This is a genomic window from Scandinavium tedordense (assembly GCF_024764965.1).
GTDB classification, from domain to species: Bacteria; Pseudomonadota; Gammaproteobacteria; order Enterobacterales; family Enterobacteriaceae; genus Scandinavium; species Scandinavium tedordense.
On sequence record NZ_JALIGG010000053.1, the window covers coordinates 264179 to 283257 of the forward strand.

General features: G+C 56.2%; 16 protein-coding genes. 10 read left to right on the forward strand and 6 right to left on the reverse strand.

Annotated elements, in window-relative coordinates; translation table 11 throughout:
- The first annotated feature begins 72 nt into the window (after nucleotides 1-72).
- Nucleotides 73-936 carry a MurR/RpiR family transcriptional regulator gene (locus tag MUU46_RS08920; protein WP_159761810.1) on the forward strand — a complete coding sequence of 288 codons (864 nt, stop codon included), beginning with the start codon at nucleotides 73-75 and terminating at the stop codon, nucleotides 934-936.
- Here the strand turns inward: MUU46_RS08920 and MUU46_RS08925 are convergent.
- The 5 genes from MUU46_RS08925 to MUU46_RS08945 form a co-directional block, all read right to left on the reverse strand.
- The gene (locus tag MUU46_RS08925; protein WP_258965333.1) at nucleotides 933-1538 is read right to left on the reverse strand and encodes a 2-dehydro-3-deoxy-6-phosphogalactonate aldolase; all 606 of its coding nucleotides are present in this window, start codon (nucleotides 1536-1538) and stop codon (nucleotides 933-935) included. The genes MUU46_RS08920 and MUU46_RS08925 overlap by 4 nt on opposite strands.
- On the reverse strand, nucleotides 1525-2397 hold the full coding sequence (locus MUU46_RS08930) for a 2-dehydro-3-deoxygalactonokinase (protein WP_258965334.1): 873 nt from the start codon (nucleotides 2395-2397) through the stop codon (nucleotides 1525-1527). The genes MUU46_RS08925 and MUU46_RS08930 overlap by 14 nt, the downstream gene beginning before the upstream one ends.
- Nucleotides 2398-2399: 2 nt before the next feature.
- A complete protein-coding gene (locus MUU46_RS08935; RefSeq protein WP_258965335.1) occupies nucleotides 2400-3887 on the reverse strand; it encodes a sodium:solute symporter family protein in 1488 nt (495 codons plus the stop codon).
- A 176-nt stretch (nucleotides 3888-4063) separates the two neighbouring features.
- Nucleotides 4064-4456, reverse strand: a complete 393-nt coding sequence (locus tag MUU46_RS08940; RefSeq protein WP_159761814.1) for a RidA family protein — start codon at nucleotides 4454-4456, stop codon at nucleotides 4064-4066.
- Nucleotides 4457-4458: 2 nt separating this feature from the next.
- Nucleotides 4459-5907 carry an N-acyl-D-amino-acid deacylase family protein gene (locus MUU46_RS08945; RefSeq protein ID WP_258965336.1) on the reverse strand — a complete coding sequence of 483 codons (1449 nt, stop codon included), beginning with the start codon at nucleotides 5905-5907 and terminating at the stop codon, nucleotides 4459-4461.
- Between the two features lie 201 nt (nucleotides 5908-6108).
- On the opposite strand from MUU46_RS08945, the gene MUU46_RS08950 reads away from it, so the two are divergent.
- The 4 genes from MUU46_RS08950 (at nucleotide 6109) to yjiA (ending at nucleotide 10960) form a co-directional block, all read left to right on the forward strand.
- Nucleotides 6109-7329: an amino acid deaminase gene (locus MUU46_RS08950; RefSeq protein WP_258965337.1), complete on the forward strand. Its 1221-nt coding sequence runs from the start codon at nucleotides 6109-6111 to the stop codon at nucleotides 7327-7329.
- A 258-nt stretch (nucleotides 7330-7587) separates the two neighbouring features.
- On the forward strand, nucleotides 7588-9741 hold the full coding sequence (locus MUU46_RS08955) for a carbon starvation CstA family protein (RefSeq protein WP_159761817.1): 2154 nt from the start codon (nucleotides 7588-7590) through the stop codon (nucleotides 9739-9741).
- 48 nt (nucleotides 9742-9789) lie between these two features.
- On the forward strand, nucleotides 9790-9993 hold the full coding sequence (locus MUU46_RS08960; protein ID WP_110510653.1) for a YbdD/YjiX family protein: 204 nt from the start codon (nucleotides 9790-9792) through the stop codon (nucleotides 9991-9993).
- A gap of 10 nt (nucleotides 9994-10003) precedes the next feature.
- Nucleotides 10004-10960, forward strand: a complete 957-nt coding sequence (gene yjiA / locus MUU46_RS08965) for a GTPase (RefSeq protein WP_258965338.1) — start codon at nucleotides 10004-10006, stop codon at nucleotides 10958-10960.
- A 59-nt stretch (nucleotides 10961-11019) separates the two neighbouring features.
- Here yjiA and MUU46_RS08970 read toward each other — a convergent pair whose 3' ends face one another.
- Entirely contained in the window at nucleotides 11020-12375 is a 1356-nt protein-coding gene (locus tag MUU46_RS08970) for an esterase-like activity of phytase family protein (RefSeq protein WP_258965339.1), read from the reverse strand.
- Nucleotides 12376-12704: 329 nt separating this feature from the next.
- On the opposite strand from MUU46_RS08970, the gene xapA reads away from it, so the two are divergent.
- The 5 genes from xapA (at nucleotide 12705) to MUU46_RS08995 (ending at nucleotide 19034) form a co-directional block, all read left to right on the forward strand.
- Nucleotides 12705-13538 (forward strand): xanthosine phosphorylase, encoded by an 834-nt coding sequence (xapA, locus tag MUU46_RS08975; protein ID WP_258965340.1) that lies wholly within the window; start codon nucleotides 12705-12707, stop codon nucleotides 13536-13538.
- Nucleotides 13539-13583: 45 nt separating this feature from the next.
- Nucleotides 13584-14783 (forward strand): MFS transporter TsgA, encoded by a 1200-nt coding sequence (gene tsgA / locus MUU46_RS08980; protein WP_258965341.1) that lies wholly within the window; start codon nucleotides 13584-13586, stop codon nucleotides 14781-14783.
- Nucleotides 14784-14803: 20 nt separating this feature from the next.
- A complete protein-coding gene (locus tag MUU46_RS08985; RefSeq protein WP_258965342.1) occupies nucleotides 14804-15742 on the forward strand; it encodes a LysR family transcriptional regulator in 939 nt (312 codons plus the stop codon).
- A gap of 88 nt (nucleotides 15743-15830) precedes the next feature.
- Nucleotides 15831-17708, forward strand: a complete 1878-nt coding sequence (locus MUU46_RS08990) for a potassium transporter Kup (RefSeq protein WP_374685001.1) — start codon at nucleotides 15831-15833, stop codon at nucleotides 17706-17708.
- A 45-nt stretch (nucleotides 17709-17753) separates the two neighbouring features.
- A complete protein-coding gene (locus tag MUU46_RS08995) occupies nucleotides 17754-19034 on the forward strand; it encodes a DUF445 domain-containing protein (RefSeq protein WP_159761823.1) in 1281 nt (426 codons plus the stop codon).
- Nucleotides 19035-19079: the final 45 nt, after the last annotated feature.

Sequence of the window (19079 nt, forward strand, 5' to 3'; positions counted from 1 at the left end):
GTCCGCCGGGCTGCTATACCTCCTGATTTATGGTACAAAGTATCATTCTTAATTGATTGGGTGATACTGCATATGGCCTGGACAATCGACATCATTTCCTGCATCACAGACCGCTTTATGAGTCTGACGGCCACTGAAAAGCGCATCGCTCAGTTTATTCTCGACGATGTCGCCAGTGCCGCAGAACTGCCGATCGCCGAACTGGCGCGTTTGACCCATACCAGCCAGGCCTCCGTCACCCGCTTTGCCCGCGCGCTGGGTTGCAAAGACGTGCGCGAACTGAAGCTGAAACTGGCGCAGTCGCTGGCGGTCGGTCAGCGTTTCATTCTCGACGTGCCGGATCTCGAAGGGGTACAAGGGATTTACGAATCCATTATCAGCGTGCTGGAAACTAACCGTCGCGCCCTCAACGCCAAGTCACTCAATCAGGCGGTGAACTGGCTGAGCAATGCCCGTCAGATCCTCGCCATTGGTATGGGTGGAGGGTCAACTATCTGCGCGCAAGAGATGCAGTACCGCCTGTTCCGCCTCGGTCTGCCAGTGGTAAGCCAGAACGACGGGCTGTTGGTTCGCATGATGTGTTCATCGGTGACGCCGCAGGACGTGGTGGTGGCGCTATCGCTGGGCGGATACACCCCAGAAATTACCGAAAGTGCCGCGATTGCCCGGCAATATGGGGCGAAGGTAATCGTCATAACGCCGGAAGATACCCCGCTCGCGGAGCAGGCCGATCTGGTACTGCCGCTGCTGGTGAGGGAAAACGACTATATCTTTAAGCCCAGTACCTCGCGTTACGCGATGCTGGCGATGATCGATGTGCTCGCCACCGAACTGGCAATGGCGAATAAGGCGCAGGCCAAAGACCGTATGCGCCGCATCAAACTGGTTCTCGATAGCCATCGCGGCGGCGCTGACCGCCAACCGCTTGGCGATTAATGCGCCGCGTGCCACGCCTGCATAAACCGTCGCGCCTGTTGGCGCGTCTGTTCGACGGTCTGCCCGGCGCGATACAGATCACTGCCCAATCCCGCACCTGCACAACCTGCAGTAAGGTAATCTGACAGGTTATCCGGCGTAATGCCTCCCACCGCAAGTACCGGAACTTCCGGCGGTAACACCGCTTTGAGCGCCGATATGTAGGCAGGACCAAACGCCGACGACGGGAAAATTTTCAGCCACTGCGCTCCGGCCTCCAGCGCCGTAAACGCCTCGGTGGCGGTGGCGCAACCGGCGCACACCAACATGCCATTTTCCACCGCATGGCGAATGACCGCAGGTTGGGTATTCGGGGTTACCACCAGCCTGGCTTTGGCATTCACCAGCGTCGTCACCTGCGACACGTTCAACACAGTACCTGCGCCAATCATCGCCTGCTCACCAAAACGGGCAACCCCCTGCGGGATGCTGCGCTGCCAGTCCGGGGAATTCAGCGGGATTTCGATATAACGAAAACCCTCTTCGATCAGCGTCTCGATATGGGAATCGGCTTCCTGCGGGGTGATGCCGCGCAGGATAGCCACCAGCTTAACGTCGTGCATCGATAATCCTCTCTATTCCCTGTAAGAATGCCGCTTGCGCGCCGCACTCGTTGACCGCGATATTCAGCCGGGCAAACGCCTGCCGGTAGCGCGGGCTCAGTACCTCACTCGCCACCAGCGTTATCTGCTGCGGCTGAAAGCGCTGTGTTAACGTGGCCACTTCTGCGCCAATCAACAACCCCGAAAGAGCATCGCTCACGGCCGTTTTTTCCAACGCGCCCAGTACCCAAGCCGCGCGGGTAGCGAAAAGCTGGTTGACCAATGAAGGGGTATTCAGCCCTCTCTCCAGCCCCTGTACAAATGCGGTTTCATCAGGCTGATGAGGCGGCAGCCCTTGGCCAATCAGCGAGTGGTTCATCAATAAGTGATGCAGTTCACCGGTCATCACCGTGTCAAAACGCGTGACCCGCCCGCCTTCAACGCTGACCCATTTACTGTGGGTGCCCGGCATTACGTAGCAGGGAGAAGGAGCCAACTGCATCGCACCGAGCAACTGGGTTTCTTCGCCGCGCATCACGTTGTACTCCCCGTCTTGTGCCCATTTCAGGCCAGGCACAATCCAGACCTGCTCCGCCACTTCGCAGAGTTGTTCCCCGACCTGGTGGAGCGATACCGGGCACGGCAGATATCCTGCCGGACGCCAGCCGGCTTCACTGCCAATCATCCCAGCCATCAGCACCGGGAGCAGCGCCTCCTTTCGCCACGGGCCAATATAGCGACCGAACAGTTCAGGTGCTTCTCCTGCGGCCATCTGCGTAACGCCACAGGGCACATTCAATGTGTCGATGCAGGTCCCGCTTTCGATAAGCCAGGCGCGCAGGTGTGTGGATCCCCAGTCAACGGCAATATAGCGTTCCATTGTTAGCCCTCCGACGGCTTGCGTTTGCCAATCGGCAGCGGCGGCGGTGTCGGCTGACTTTCACGTTCGCGAGTGATCATCTCCAGCGCTTCTTCACGACTCATGCTGCTGGCAGGGGTTATCAACGTCACACCGACACCAGCAATCAGACTCGTCAGCACCGACGGCAGACAAGGGTTGCCCCAGAAAGCCATCCAGCTACTGTCCATCAGCACCACCATCGAGGCAATCGCGCCACCGGCCAGGGCGGCCACCGCGCCCTGCCAGTTAAAGCGTGTCCAGAAGCGACCGAGCATCGTGCAGATAAACATGCCGGACATAATCATGGAGATCATTTTGGTGATGTAGCTGATGATGTCGTTGGACGTCAGAGCAAAAACCAGCGCCAGAGCGATGACAACCACGAGGAAAATCCGTGACGTCCGAATCGCCTTTTCCGGCGCGGGCATATGCCCGGTAACGAGGGTGTAGAGATCGCGCAGCATAATCGACACCGCGGCAATCGCATCCGAACTGCCGGAGGACATATTGGCCGACATCCCGGCAATCAGCACCGCCATTGCCAGCACCGGCGGCAGGACCTGAGTCGCAAACAGGAAAGCGAAACCGCTGTTTGCAAGCTCAGGATTCATGGTCCAGACCGCCATGCCGATAATCGCGGGCAGGAATGAAAACATCAGGTATAGCAGGCCCGTGATAGTGAAGGACTGACGCACCGAAGAAACGGTTTTTGCGGAGTAAATACGCTGACGATAAGACGGCGTCGCCAGCACGCCAACGGCTATCACCAGCGCCAGTGAAAACGCGGGTAATGCCCCGAGTTTATCGACGGCAAACAGACTTTGTGCCGCCGGATCGACTGCATGTTGAATATGGCTCCAGCCACCGACATGATGCACCGCCAGAACCGCCATCAGAATAAAACCAACGAACAGGACAATCGACTGAATCGTATCAATCCACACCACGGCGGAATATCCACCGATGCCGACATAAACAATAAATGCAAAGGCAATAATGACTTTAGCGACATTAATATCAATCCCACTGGCCCACGAAAGATATAATCCGCCACCCAATATATGGGCACCAAGCCAGCCAATAGAGGCGATAAATATCAATACAGCCACCAGGTTCTTTATTATTTTGCTGCCACCGGTGTAATAAGACATTTCTTCGCTCATGGTCATAAAGCGGAATTTACGCACCGGCGCAAACAGCCACGCCACCAGCAATATACCGACCGCGCCGCCCAGGCCATACAGCATTCCGGCCCAGCCGTTTGTATACCCAAACCCTACGGCACCTACGCTCGACCCCGTGCCAACCATGGTGCCCACCGTGGAACCCAGCGTCAGAATCATCGGTAAGGAGCGGCCCCCAAGCAGGAAGTCGTCACCATTTTTTTGGTGTCGGGAAACATACCACCCCAGCGTAATCATGGCGCAGGCGTAAATGCTAAACCAAATCAGAAATGACATACTGTTCATAATTCACATCCAATATCAGAAATAATATCTGGCGTTGCAAATATTATGCGTTAACGTGACGGTCACCTGAAAAAAGGCGTAAAAAGGCCAAGAGTACTTTCAGATAACATTCCGAAAATGTACCGCTTTTACATTTTTATAATTGACGTTGGCCCCCATAACCGAGGGCCGTTGGCTTATATCCGGGAAGCGTTATAACAGGTCACATCGACTTCGACTTTACAGTCGACGACTAAATCCGCGACACAACAAATACGTGCCGGGGGATTTTCGCCAAAAAATTCACAGAACACTTTGTTAAACGACTGGAAATAACGGGAGTCTGTGAGGATCACTTTAACGTGCACAACGTCTGCCAGGGTATAGCCCGCTTCGTTCATGATGTCGACGCAGTTCTGAATGGCCAGTCGGGACTGATCGACAATGCCGCCTTCCACCACTTCGCCATTTTTCATCGGGGTCTGACCGGAAACATACAACCAGCCTCCCGCCTCCACTGCGCGTGCGAAAGGCAGGTGCTGACCACCGGTGCCCGTTCCGCCTTCCACGCCATAACGTTTAATGCTCATCTTCACTCCTTCATCGTGTCCTGACGTCGCAAGAATCGCCCTGCGCGTCCGATAATACGTTTATCGCTACCATAACTCATTACGCCGTTCACCATCACCGCCTCAATCCCTGCCGCCGGTTGTTTCGGGTCAGAGAAGCTCGCCACATCGCGCACCGTCTGTGGATCAAACAGCACCAGATCGGCGTAATAGCCTACTTTTATTAGCCCTCGCTGCGGCAGCTGGAAACGCGCCGCCGACATACCGGTCATCTTATGCACCGCCAGGGTCAGCGGGAACAGCTGCTCATCACGGCAATAATGGCCAAGCACGCGCGGGAACGCGCCCCATAAACGCGGATGCGGCATCGGATCATTCGGCAAGCCGTCAGAGCCGATCATCGTCACCGGATAGCGCATCACCCGCCGCACGTCCTGTTCATCCATGTTGTAGTAAATCGCCCCCGCAGGCATCAGCTGCTCTCCGGCCTCATGCAACGACATTTTCCAGCCATCTGCAATTTGTTGCAGCGTCTGCCCGGCCACTTCCGGATGTGGCTCAGACCAGGTAATGACAATGTCGAACTCATCGGTAATTTGCTTCATATCCAGTGTCGAGGAGCTTGCCGAATACGGGTAACAGTCGCAGGAGATATCCTGGTGCTGGCGCATCTTGTCGAAGAATGCCAGTGTCTCCTTTGTCCGCCCCCAATTCTTCGCCCCGGCACATTTGTGGTGCGACACAACCACCGGCACTTTGCCGTGACGACCAATGCGGAAGGCTTCATCAAGTGCTTCAAGAATAGGCTCAAATTCAGAACGCAGATGGGTGGTGTAAATCCCCTTTTCCGCTGCTAGCTCTTCCGCCAGAGCCATCACCTCTTCAGTGGATGATTGATTCGCGCTGGCATAGGCAAGGCCAGTACTCAGGCCGAGTGCCCCCTGCTTTAACGCCTCGCGAAGCTGCGTGCGCATTCCGGCAATTTCATTGTCGGTCGCGGAGCGAAACAGGTCGTCCATATGGTTATTACGCAGCGCCGTGTGACCAATCAGCGTTCCGACATTCACCGCCGGACGCGCCTCTTCCACCGCGCGAGCATAGGCTTCAACGGTGGGATAGATGAAGTGCGGTTTCTCGCCCAGCAGATTCATTGGGTCCGGCACGTCACCTTTCATCACCGCCGTTGCCGCGCTGATCCCACAATTGCCCACGATTACCGTCGTGATGCCCTGGCTAATTTTCGGCAGGTATTCCGGGATACGAATAACGTTGATGTCATCGTGGGTATGCACGTCAATAAAGCCCGGCGACAACACGCGCCCCAGCCCCTCGACCACCTGCTCCGCCTCAACGTCGAGCGTTGGCGCAATCGCCACAATCCGCTCATCCTTAACGGCCACATCGGCGCGGTACTGCGGACCACCGCTGCCGTCTATCACGGTGACATTTTTAAACAGCCAGTTCACCTTCATAACGCCTCACTCTCATTCTGTTCTGCGGATAAGTTAACCATTTACAAGCCGTAAAAACAGTGAAAAACTACGCAAAGCGATCAACAAAAAATGATACTTTTATTCACAGTACAACCGAAAACCAACAAATGAAGATAAAATTCATAATGTTATAAGTGATACAAACACATAACCACATTCAACCCTGAGAAGTATAGTGAAATGAAATACCATTCAGATACGGTTATCCCTCACAAATCTGCGCAGCTCTTTTCCCCTGCCAACGTCCTGGCCGAAGACGTATGCCTGCCTGCTGCGGTGATTAAAAAGGCGGCACTGGAAAACAATATTCGCTGGATGCAGAGCTATGCCGACGCACGAGGTGTCTCGCTTGCGCCGCATGGCAAAACCACCATGACGCCGTGGATTTTTCAGGCTCAGCAGGACGCTGGCACATGGGCGATCGGGGTGGGCAGCGCCTGGCAAGCCAGCGCCGCAATGGCCAGCGGTATTCAGCGCGTGCTGATGGTTAATCAGTTGGTGGGCAAAGCAAACATGCAGGTGGTGGCTCAGCTAAAACAACACTATCGCGAGACAGATTTCATCTGCTGCGTCGACAGCGAGGCCAACGTCAACGCGCTTTCGGCCTTCTTCGCGGCAAAAAACCTGGTGCTGGATGTCATGGTCGAGCTCGGCGTGCCGGGCGGGCGCTGCGGTTGTCGTACGGTTGAACAGGGGCTGGCGCTGGCGCAAAAAATCGCCCAACTGCCCGGTCTTCGTCTGCGCGGCCTGGAGCTGTATGAAGGCGTGCTGCACGGCGAAAATCCGCAGCCACAGGTTGAAGCTCTGCTGCGCGATGCAGCCAAACTGGCCTGCGAGATGGCGCGCTACGTCGACGGTGAATTTATTCTGACCGGGGCAGGCACCGTCTGGTATGACGTGGTATGCAACATCTGGCTGGCCGCTGAAAAACCGCCAGAGTGCCGGATCGTTATCCGCCCAGGCTGCTACATCACCCACGATGCCGGGATCTACGACGAAGCTCAGCAACAGTTGAAAGCCCGCGACCGCGTGGCATGCGATATTGGCGGCGATCTGACTTCCGCACTTGAGCTTGTCGCGATGGTGCAGTCAGTCCCCGAAAGCGATCGCGCGGTCGTTAACTTCGGCAAACGCGACAGCGCCTTCGATGCCGGACTGCCGCAGCCCGTCGCTCACTACCGCCAGGGTGAAGCATTGGTGTTTACGCCAGGCGCTATCACCAGCACCGGCATTATGGACCAGCACTGTATGCTCCAACTGGCCGAGGGCAGCGATGTTCAGGTCGGCGATATTCTTGTCTTCGGCACTTCGCACCCGTGCCTGACGTTTGATAAGTGGAAAACGTTACTGCTGGTCGACGATGCCTATAACGTGGTTGAGGAACTGGACACGCTATTCTGATTGTCGAGCACGCCCATTGACCCTCTCCCTGTGGTAGAGGGTCTAATTACGTTGTGATCTCAATCACATGTTTAACACCTTCCTCCTCGCGCCCCAACCGCTCGCCCCCGCAAAAGACCGCTTAACCGCCCATACAACCACTCACCCATTTTCTACCGCGGCCGCGCGCGAAGCTCTGGCACCATAGCTACCAGCATCAATACCTCCAGAAGTCGTTGTAACACTTCACTCATTCTTATAAACGCCAGGTTTTTAACGATGGATATGAAAAAACTACTCAAACATGTGCCGTGGGCCATTATCGGGATCATCGGGGCATTCTGCCTGTCGGTGGTTGCCCTGCGTCGCGGCGAGCACGTCAGCGCCCTATGGATCGTGGTCGCCTCGGTCTCGGTGTATCTGGTGGCCTATCGCTACTACAGCCTGTACATCGCCCAAAAGGTGATGAAACTCGATGAGACTCGCTCCACGCCTGCGGTTATCAATAATGATGGCCTGAACTACGTCCCGACTAACCGTTATGTCCTGTTTGGTCACCACTTTGCGGCGATTGCAGGCGCAGGCCCGCTGGTCGGCCCGGTGCTGGCAGCGCAAATGGGCTACCTGCCCGGTACCCTGTGGCTCTTGGCAGGCGTGGTACTGGCCGGGGCGGTGCAGGACTTCATGGTGCTGTTTATCTCTTCGCGCCGTAACGGTTCGTCGCTTGGCGAAATGGTAAAAGAGGAAATGGGCCGCGTGCCGGGGTCGATTGCCCTGTTCGGCTGCTTCCTTATCATGATTATTATCCTCGCGGTGCTGGCGCTGATTGTGGTGAAAGCCCTCGCCGAAAGCCCGTGGGGTGTATTCACCGTCTGCTCCACCGTGCCAATTGCGCTGTTTATGGGCATCTACATGCGCTTTATTCGCCCCGGCCGCGTGGGCGAAATCTCGGTTATCGGCATCGTGCTGCTGGTTGCTTCCATCTGGTTCGGCGGGGTGATCGCCCACGACCCGTACTGGGGCCCGGCCCTGACCTTTAAAGACACCACCATCACCTTCGCACTGATTGGCTATGCCTTTGTTTCTGCGCTGCTGCCGGTGTGGCTGATTCTGGCGCCGCGCGATTACCTCGCCACTTTCCTGAAAATTGGGGTCATTGTCGGCCTGGCGCTCGGTATCGTTATCCTCAACCCGGAACTGAAAATGCCTGCGGTGACGCAGTACATCGACGGCACCGGTCCGCTGTGGAAAGGCGCGATGTTCCCGTTCCTGTTTATCACCATCGCCTGCGGTGCGGTATCCGGTTTCCATGCGCTGATTGCGTCCGGTACCACGCCGAAGTTGCTGGCGAATGAAAAAGACGCGCGTCTGATTGGTTATGGCGCGATGCTGATGGAATCCTTCGTGGCGATCATGGCGCTGGTTGCGGCATCTATTATCGAGCCGGGCCTGTACTTCGCGATGAATACTCCACCTGCGGGCCTCGGTATCACCATGCCGAATCTGCACGAAATGGGCGGCGAAAATGCGGCGATGATCATGGCACAGCTGAAAGATGCCAGCGTTCACGCTGCGGCGACGGTCAGCTCCTGGGGCTTCGTGATCTCGCCTGAGCAAATCATGCAGACCGCGAAAGACATCGGCGAGCCATCGATTCTGAATCGCGCCGGTGGCGCACCGACGCTTGCCGTCGGTATCGCCCACGTGTTCCACAAAGTCATGCCGATGGCCGACATGGGTTTCTGGTATCACTTCGGCATCCTGTTCGAAGCGCTGTTCATCCTCACCGCGCTGGATGCGGGCACCCGTGCGGGCCGCTTCATGTTGCAGGATTTACTCGGTAACTTCGTGCCATTCTTGAAGAAAACCGACTCTCTGGTGGCGGGTATCGCCGGGACGGCGGGCTGCGTCGGCCTGTGGGGTTATCTGCTGTATCAGGGCGTGGTTGACCCACTGGGCGGCGTGAAGAGCCTGTGGCCGCTGTTCGGTATCTCCAACCAGATGCTGGCGGCCGTGGCACTGGTGCTCGGCACCGTAGTGCTGGTGAAAATGAAGCGCACCAAATACATCTGGGTCACCGTGGTTCCGGCGCTGTGGCTGCTGCTGTGCACCACCTGGGCGCTCGGCCTGAAGCTGTTCAGCGCCAACCCGCAACTGGAAGGCTTCTTCTTCATGGCTAACCAGTACAAAGAGAAAATTGCTGCGGGCAACGCTGACCTGACTGCTCAGCAGATCGCTAACATGAACCACATCGTTATCAACAACTACACCAACGCGGGGCTGAGCATTCTGTTCCTGGTGGTGGTTTACAGCATCATTTTCTACGGCATCAAAACCTGTCTGAAGGCGCGTGCTATCGACGCTCGAACCGATAAGGAAACGCCGTATGTTCCGGTGCCAGAAGGTGGCGTGAAGACCTCTTCACACCATTAATTGTATTCAGCCCCGCTCAGGCGGGGCTTTGTCTTATCAGGATGAATTATGTTTGGTAACTTAGGTCAGGCAAAAAAATATCTCGGTCAGGCGGCAAAGATGCTGATTGGCATCCCGGATTACGACAACTACGTCGAACACATGCAGACCAATCATCCGGATAAACCGTACATGACTTACGAAGAATTCTTCCGCGAGCGCCAGCAAGCGCGCTACGGCGGCAGTGGAGAAGGCGGCGTACGCTGCTGTTAAAGGAGAGACAATGAATCCGATCCCCGTCACCCTACTCACCGGTTTTCTCGGCGCAGGTAAAACGACCCTGCTGCGTCACATTCTCAACGCGGATCACGGGTTCAAAATTGCCGTGATCGAAAACGAGTTCGGCGAAGTCTCGATGGACGATCAGCTGATTGGCGATCGCGCCACGCAGATAACCACGCTGACCAACGGCTGTATTTGTTGCAGTCGATCCAATGAACTTGAAGACGCGCTGCTGGATCTCCTTGACGGTCACGATCGCGGCGATATCGAATTCGACCGGTTGATCATCGAATGCACCGGCATGGCCGATCCCGGCCCGATCGTGCAGACCTTTTTCTCGCATGAGATCCTCTGCGAGCGCTACATGCTCGACGGGGTGATCGCCCTGGTCGACGCCGTTCACGCCGACGATCAAATGAATCAGTTCACGCTGGCGCAGTCGCAGGTAGGCTACGCGGATCGCATTCTGCTGACTAAAACTGACGTGGCGAAGGACGCAGAAAAACTCTGCGAGCGCCTGACGCGCATCAACGCCCGTGCACCGATTTACACCGTGACGCACGGTGATATTGACCTCGAATTATTGTTCAATACCAACGGCTTTATGCTCGAAGAAAACGTCATTCAGCCTAAGCCGCGTTTTCACTTTATGGCGGATAAGCAAAACGACATCTCATCGATTGTGGTCGAGCTTGATTACCCGGTCGATATCAGCGACGTTTCCCGCGTAATGGAAAACCTGCTGCTCGATTTCGCCGATAAGCTGCTACGTTACAAAGGGATGTTATGGATTGACGGCGAGCCAAACCGCCTGCTGTTCCAGGGTGTGCAACGCCTGTACAGCGCCGACTGGGACCGCCCGTGGGGCGACGAAACACCGCACAGCGTGCTGGTGTTTATCGGCGTTCAATTACCGGAAGCGGAAATCCGTAACGCATTTGCGGGTCTGAAGCGCTAACGGCACGATACCCTCCCCCCTATGGGGAGAGGGTCAGAGTGAGGAGAAAACTGCAAAAACTACAACAACGATTCAGGCACCGTAATCACCCACAGCTCGCTATCTGACGCCGGTTTTTCCAGTGGCTGGATGCCGAGGGTTGTCGCCACCGCCTGGTCATCCACCGTCAATTTCCCCTGCTCATTCACCCGATAATCCTTCAGCTTCTTCCCTTCAATCGGGCTTTTCAGCGTCGTTTTCACGCCAAAATCATTGTCGTTCGCCACTGCCAAGGTTTTGTCGTCGATCAGCGCCATCCCTTCGGCTTTTTCCTGCTTCCAGCCGAGTTTACGCAGGTCAACCACCAGAGTTTTGTTCGCTAAAGTGATCCCACGCGTCGCCAGTTGATCCGCGCTATCAAACTCCGGGTATTCACCCGGTTTATCAAACGCCGCCAGATCGCTGGCCTGGCTCAGATCGACCTTGTAGATGTTATTGCGCATCACGTCATCTTTATCGCCGCCCTGCTCGATCAGCAGGATATGGTCATTATCCAGCGCCACGATATCGCCGATTTTGGCATCGCTGTTTTTGCTGTAGACGTTATCAATCGGATAGCCGTACATTGCGGTTTTACCGGTCGCCGGGTCAAAACTCACCAGACGGGTAAACAGGGCTTTCTTCTTACTCTTACCATCAATATCAAGCGTGCTCTGCACGGCGGCGATAATGCGCCCATCCGGCATCCGGGTGATGCCCTCGAAGCCACGGTTTGGCTGACGCCACTTGATGATATTCGGCAGACCACCGGCAACCGACTTTTCACCGTCCAGCGCCTGCGGGCCGTGCTTCGCGATGATTTTGCCATTGCTGTCGACGTTAATCATGAACGGGCCATATTCATCGCACAGCCAGAAACCGCCTTTACCGTCCGGGGTGATGCCTTCGGTATCCAGCCCGCGGTTATCGCCCGTCAGCGTTTTCAGAGTATCACTCAGCGCCACTTCGTCGGTCGATCCAATCACCCCACTTTGCAGCGGAAGACCGTTGATATTGCCTTTCTCATCATGCAGCGGGCGCAGATGGGTCGCCTCGGCTTTGCCGTTTTCAACCCGAATGGACATCAGTAACGGCGTAAAGTCCGGGGTCACAAAAACTTTCGCTTCCTGCTTACCCACGCCAGGAGAATCGGCGTTCGGACCGCGATCCGTTATCGTCGCAAAGGTCAGCGCATCGCCTTGCTTACCGGTAAACAGTAAACCAGAGCCGATCCCCACCGGTAAACCGTTCGGAAACGCGCTGGAAAACGCACCACGGTAATTGACGTGTGAGCCTTCAGGAAAACTCACCACAAAGTGCTCTGCGGTTGGCTCCGCTGCAAAAGCTGAGAGAGAAAGGGTACTGCCAACCACCAGAGAAATAAGTTTAATTTTCATGTTGTTGTCACCTTTTTATGAATGTGAAACACCATAAGAATGTGACATGACAGAAAGATGACTGAAGGATGACAGAATGAGGATCCACGCACTCAATTTCGCGAATGAGCACACCAGTGAACCCCATCACACTTCCGCCATGCGCTTTTCCGCTATCAGTCCCTCCCAGTCACGCAACCGCATCGTAACTCATTGAAATTCCGTCGAGCTTCTCTATTCCCACGCCAATTCATTCGATAAATACTATCAATAACCCCTTTTATACAATTGGATTCCCAATCACTCACTTCTCAGAATGGACATATACCCCAAAGCATTCAGGAGTTTTTATGTCTCATTCCGTGATTAATGACACCCCCTACGAAGCCGTTGAAATCATCAATGCCGTTAAGCCTGGTTTTAAGCCGCGCATCGCGTTTATCCTCGGCTCCGGCCTTGGGTCGCTGGCCGATAAGCTCGATAACAAGACCGTCATCTCTTACGAAAAACTGCCCGGCTTCCCGGTAAGTACCGTGATTGGTCATGCGGGCGAAGTGGTGATGGGCTCGCTGCACGGCGTGGACATCATCTGTATGAAGGGTCGCGGGCATTTCTACGAAGGTGTCGGGATGGGCATCATGACCCACGCGGTGCGCACCTTTAAGCTGCTCGGCTGTGAATTTATGTTCTGCACCAACGCCGCAGGCTCACTCAACCCGAATATCCCTGCCGGAAGCCTGGTGGCGCTGAACGACCACATCAACACCATGCCGTCGACGCCGCTGGTCGGGCCGAACGACGATCGCTTTGGCCCGCGTTTCTTCAGCCTCGCCAACGCGTATGACAAAGACCTGCGCGCGAAACTGCAGCACACCGCCGGTGATTTGGGCCTGACGCTGCACGAAGGCGTTTTCGTCTCTTATCCAGGACCAAACTTTGAAACCGCGGCGGAAATTCGCATGATGCAAAACATGGGCGGCGATGTGGTCGGCATGTCGGTCGTGCCGGAGGTTATCGTCGCACGCCACTGCGGCCTGAAGGTGCTGGCGGTGTCGGCAATCACCAATATGGCGGAAGGCCTGAGTGACGTGGAACTGTCTCACGAACAAACCCTGAAATGCGCGGCGATGGTCACCGATGATTTCATTCGCCTGATTAGCCAGTTCGTGAAGAGCTGCCGCTAAATTCCCATCCAGCGGCGGGCGCACAGCCCGTCAGGAGAAGTGCAGATGTCAGAAAATTACTCTCGCGGTAATCTGAACGCGATTTCGTATCTGAGCTATTACTTTGTCGGCGCACTGGTTTCGACGCTCGGCATCGTCCTCGGCCCGCTGTGCGCCGCGTTCAACAAAGATCCGAGCTTTATCGGCCAGGTCTTTACGTTGATGAATATCGGCATGTTCGTGCCGATTATGCTCGGCGGTATCCTGATGAAAAAATGGGGTCTGCAAAAACCGCTGGTGATCGCCTCCGCGCTGACTATCCTCATCAGCGCCCTGCTGTTCATCACTCCAACGCTGACCATGTTTAGCGTGGCGGTCGCTATTATCGGCGCCTGCGGCGGTATCTTCATGACCATTGGTAGCTATCTGGTGGTGCGTATCAATCCGGACGAGAAAAGCCGTTCGTCGAGCCTGATTTTCACAGACTTCTTCTTCAGCCTGGCCGGCGCCACACTCTCGTTCCTGCTGGCGTGGCTGTTCAAAATGGGTGCCAGCTGGATTGCGATGTACGGCATTATGGGTGGCCTCGGCGTGCTGATGCTGCTACTGACGCTGCGCAGCCGTTACCCGGCTACCGAAGCGCCGGTGGACACGCATCAGGATGCAGTGACTCACGAACCGTGGGGTCGCTCGGTATGGTTGTTGTGCGCCGCGCTGTTCCTGTTCCTGCTGGCTGAACCGATTTTCACCCTGTGGACTCCGGGTTATCTGCAATGGCGCTTCCAGCTCTTACCTGAACAAGCGGCACTGTTCACCACCGTATACTGGGTCGCGAAAGCCACCGGCCTGTTCCTCAATCAGTTCACCGTGAAATGGATGAAGCTGCGCACCTTCCTGCTGATGTGTACCGCCGTCGGGCTGGGCTCGATTGCGCTTATCAGCAACAGCACCAATACCACGCTTATCCTGATTGCCTGTGGCGCGTTCGGCTTCTTTAACTCTGGTTTGTTCTCCGGCCTGATGAGTTACGGTACGTTGCAGGTCAGCCGCAGTTCACCGACGCTGATTTCGGCGCTGCTCACCTGCGGCACTGTGGGCACGCTGCTGTTCGCCACCGTCTCTTCGCTGGTCAACAGCCATTACGGCCTGCACGGCGCGGTCAATGCGTCCACCTGCGCGTATGCGCTGTTGATGGTGACGCTGCTCGCCGCAATTGCCTGCAGCAAAGCAGAACGCCTGCATCAGGGCGAGGCGGTCGCGGTTTGACAGCCTTCAGGGAGGGTTGCATGATACCGCCACCCTCCTTTTTCTCGGTGCCCGGCATGCTCGATCCCCAGGCTAATAGCCGCGTTCGTTTGCGGATGTTGCGTTACTTTCAAATCCTCGCCGAAGAACTGCATTTTGGCCGGGCCGCTGCCCGGCTAAACATCTCCCAGCCACCGCTCAGCATGCAAATCAAAGAGCTTGAGGAGATCTTCGGCGTTGAATTGTTCGAACGTTCCAGTCGTAAAGTCGCATTGACTCACGCCGGAAAAGTACTGAAAGCGGAGGTCGATAAACTCCTCAGTGCCACCGAGCAATCACTGAATTACGTTCGCCAGATTGGCCGCAGCGAAAAACAGCACATCAACATCGGCGTTATCGGCAGCGCGATGTGGGGCCCGCTGCTGACACGGATGAAGGCCTTTCGTGAAGCCAACCCGGACGTGAACTGGTCGCTGCATGAGTTGGGCCAACAGGAACAAACCGAAGCTCTGCGCGCGCGAACCATCGATATCGCCATTAACCGCAACGTTATCCCGCACGTGGAAGCGAAGATCCGCTGTCAGCTGTTTGCCCGGGAGGCAATATGCGTGGCGGTGCATGAGAACGATCCGCTGTGTGCGCGCGCCACGGTTTCCCTGAAAGATCTGGCCGATCGCGCCTTTATCTCGCTTTCCTTCAACCGCAGTGATTTCGCCCGTCAGGTGTATGACAGCTGCCTCGAGCTGGGCGTGTCGCCGCTGATCACCCATCAGGTTTTTGAACCACAAACCGCGCTGGCACTGGTCAGCACCGGAAACGGTGTATCACTGCTGCCCGAATCCTGCGCGCTGATCCATTGGCCTGGCGTGGCTTTTTTGCAACTCGAAGAGTCGATCCCCGCCGATCTCTACGCGCTGTGGTACGACGAACCGTTGCCGGATCTTTTCGCCCGCTTTTTACAGGCACTGCGCGACCAATAACTGCCTGCCGCCGTGAGACGCATTATTCAGGGCTATAGTGTAAAAGGGCCACATTCACTCACAGGATGTTTTCATGGACCAGACGGCACTGGCGACGGAAAACGACACGGCACAAAAACCGCCTAACGCGCTTCTGCTGGCAGGCAGCGCACTCGGCGTGGTGTTCGGCGATATCGGCACCAGCCCGCTGTATACCCTCAAAACCGTCATCCTCCTTTCCGGCAGCAGCCCGACGCCCGGCATTATTCTCGGTCTGCTGTCGCTGATTATCTGGACGCTAATCCTCGTCACCTCGATAAAATACGCAGCCTTCGCGATGCGTTTTGATAACCGCGGCGAAGGCGGGATCATGGCGTTAATGTCGCTTTTGCAGCATAACGGCAAGGGCCGGGCGCTGATCATCTTTGCCGGACTGCTCGGCGCGGCGCTGATTTACGGTGATGGCGCCATTACGCCGGCGATTTCCGTGCTGTCGGCGCTTGAGGGGCTGAACATCGTATTCCCCGAGGCCCAGCATTTGATCCTGCCGGGCACCGTGACCATTCTGGTGGCGCTGTTTGCCATTCAGCCCTTCGGCACGGCCAAAATAGGCATTGTGTTCGGCCCAATTATGATGCTGTGGTTCCTGGTGATTGCCGGGTTGGGCATCTGGGGAATCGGCCAACATCCGGCAGTGCTGATGGCGATTAATCCGTATTACGGCGTGCATTTTTTGCTGTCGCACGGTTTCGTCAGCTTTCTGGTACTCGGCGGGGTGTTCCTCTGCGTGACGGGGGCGGAAGCGCTGTACGCTGACATGGGGCATTTCGGCAAAAAGCCTATCTGGATTGCGTGGTTCGGCCTGGTGTTCCCGAGCCTGCTGCTGAACTACGCCGGGCAGTCGGCGCTGCTGCTTTCCGGCGGGGACATTTCGCACAACATCTTCTTTCGCCTGTGCCCGCCCGCACTGCAAATCCCATTGGTTATCCTCGCCACGCTGGCCACGATTATCGCCAGCCAGGCCATCATTACTGGCGCGTTCTCGATGACCCGCCAGACCATCCAGCTCGGCTGGCTGCCGCGTTTGCGGATCAAACAGACGGCTGAAGATAACTACGGCCAGATTTACATCGGCATCGTCAACTGGCTGCTGATGGGGGCGACGGTGTTTCTCGCGGTGTTCTTCCGATCATCTGATAACCTCGCTGCCGCGTACGGTATCGCGGTGTCGTTAACCATGCTGATGACATCCGGGCTGCTGTACGTCGCCATGCGGCGGATTTGGCACTGGAACCGCACCGCCAGCGCGCTGGCCGCCCTGCTGTTCCTGACCATTGATACCTGTTTCCTGATTGCCAATCTGATTAAGGTGCTGGAAGGCGGTTATATTCCGCTGCTGCTGGCCGCCGTGATTTGCTGCGTGATGGTTATCTGGCATCGCGGCCATACCGCCACGCTGCGGGCGCTGAACGATACAGGCATGAACACAGAGGCCTTTTTCGATAAACTTCGCGAGAACGATATTCCCCGCGGGCCAGGCGCGGCGGTGTTTTTAACCCGCTCACAAAGCGGTGTTCCGCCGGTAATGCGCTGGCATGTGATACGCAATCGCGCATTGCAGCAGCAGGTGATGGCCCTGACCGTCACCATTCTTAACGTGCCGCATATTGCCAATGTGAACCGGTTGGTCATCCGTAAAGCCGCACCCGACTACTGGCGCGCGGTGGCCTATTACGGCTTTATGGAACATCCGAACATCCCGGCGTTACAGTACGAAATTAAGAAACGAAACTGCCCGTTTGAACTGGCCGACGCCACTTACTATTTGGGCCATGAAACCCTGGTTGGGCGCGAAGACGGAGAGGGTATCGCCCAGTGGCAGCGCCGCTGTTTCGCTTTCATGGTGCGCAACTGCACACATGCCACCCACTATTATCGACTGCCGGGCGATCAGGTGGTGGAGATCAGCCGCCGTGTCGCGATTTAATGCCAGGCTTTGCACTCCACCGCCGTCCCGCTCTATGCTTAGATCATGGATAAATTAGCTGAACTCAAACGTGCCAAACTTTTGGCGCTCTCATTGCTGCTCATTGCGGCAGCCATTTTTGTGACCACGCTGTTCCTGCCCCCTGCGCGGTGGGTCAGCGCGCTGAAAGCCATTTCCGAAGCGGCGATGGTCGGCGCACTGGCAGACTGGTTCGCCGTGGTGGCGCTGTTTCGTCGCGTGCCGCTGCCGTTCATCTCTCGGCATACGGCGATTATTCCGCGCAATAAAGACCGGATCGGCGACAATCTCGGCCATTTCGTGCAAGAAAAGTTTCTCGACACTCAGTCGCTGGTGAATTTAATTCAGAAGCATGAACCGGCGTTGATGATTGGCAACTGGTTCAGCCAGCCCGAAAACGCCCAGCGCGTGGGGCAACATCTGATTAAGGTGATGAGCGGTTTTCTCGAACTGACCGATGATTCGCGCATTCAGGGCCTGCTCAAACGCGCGGTGCATAAAGCGATTGATAAGGTCGATTTAACTGGCACCAGCGCGCTGATGCTGGAAAGCATGACCAAAAACAACCGGCATCAGAAGCTGCTCGACGCGCTGATTGCGCAGCTGATAGCCCTGCTCCAGCGCGACAGCAGCCGCGAATTTATTGCCCGGCAAATCATTCACTGGCTGGAGAAAGAGCACCCACTAAAAGCCAAAATACTGCCGACCGAATGGCTCGGCGAACACAGCGCCGAAATGGTCACTGAGGCGGTGAATACGCTGCTGGACGATGTCAGCCAGGACAGCGCGCATCAGGTGCGCCACGCGTTTGATAAAGCGGTGAGAAAGCTTATCGACAACCTGAAAACCGATCCGGAGATGGCCGAGAAGGCGGAGAACATCAAACGCTACCTGAAAGACGATGAGGCGTTTAACCGTTATCTGGGGGAAATGTGGGCCGATCTCCGTCAGTGGCTGAAGAACGATCTACAGACCGAGGATTCGCGCACGCAGAAACGGATTGCGGAAGCCGGAATGTGGCTCGGTGAAGCGCTGGTGACCGACGGCGCGCTGCGTGCCTCGCTCAACGGGCATCTCGAACAGGCTGCACGCCGTGTGGCGCCAGACTTCGCCACTTTCCTCACGCGTCATATCAGCGACACAGTGAAAAGCTGGGACGCGCGCGATATGTCGCATCAGATTGAGTTGAACATCGGTAAGGATCTGCAGTTTATCCGCATCAACGGCACGCTGGTTGGCGGCACGATTGGCCTGATCCTGTGGCTGCTTTCACAGCTCCCGGCGCTGGTGATGCCGTTAATACATTAGGGTGGCGCCCGGCACGCTGACGCTTGCCGGGCAAAAAAGCGCTTA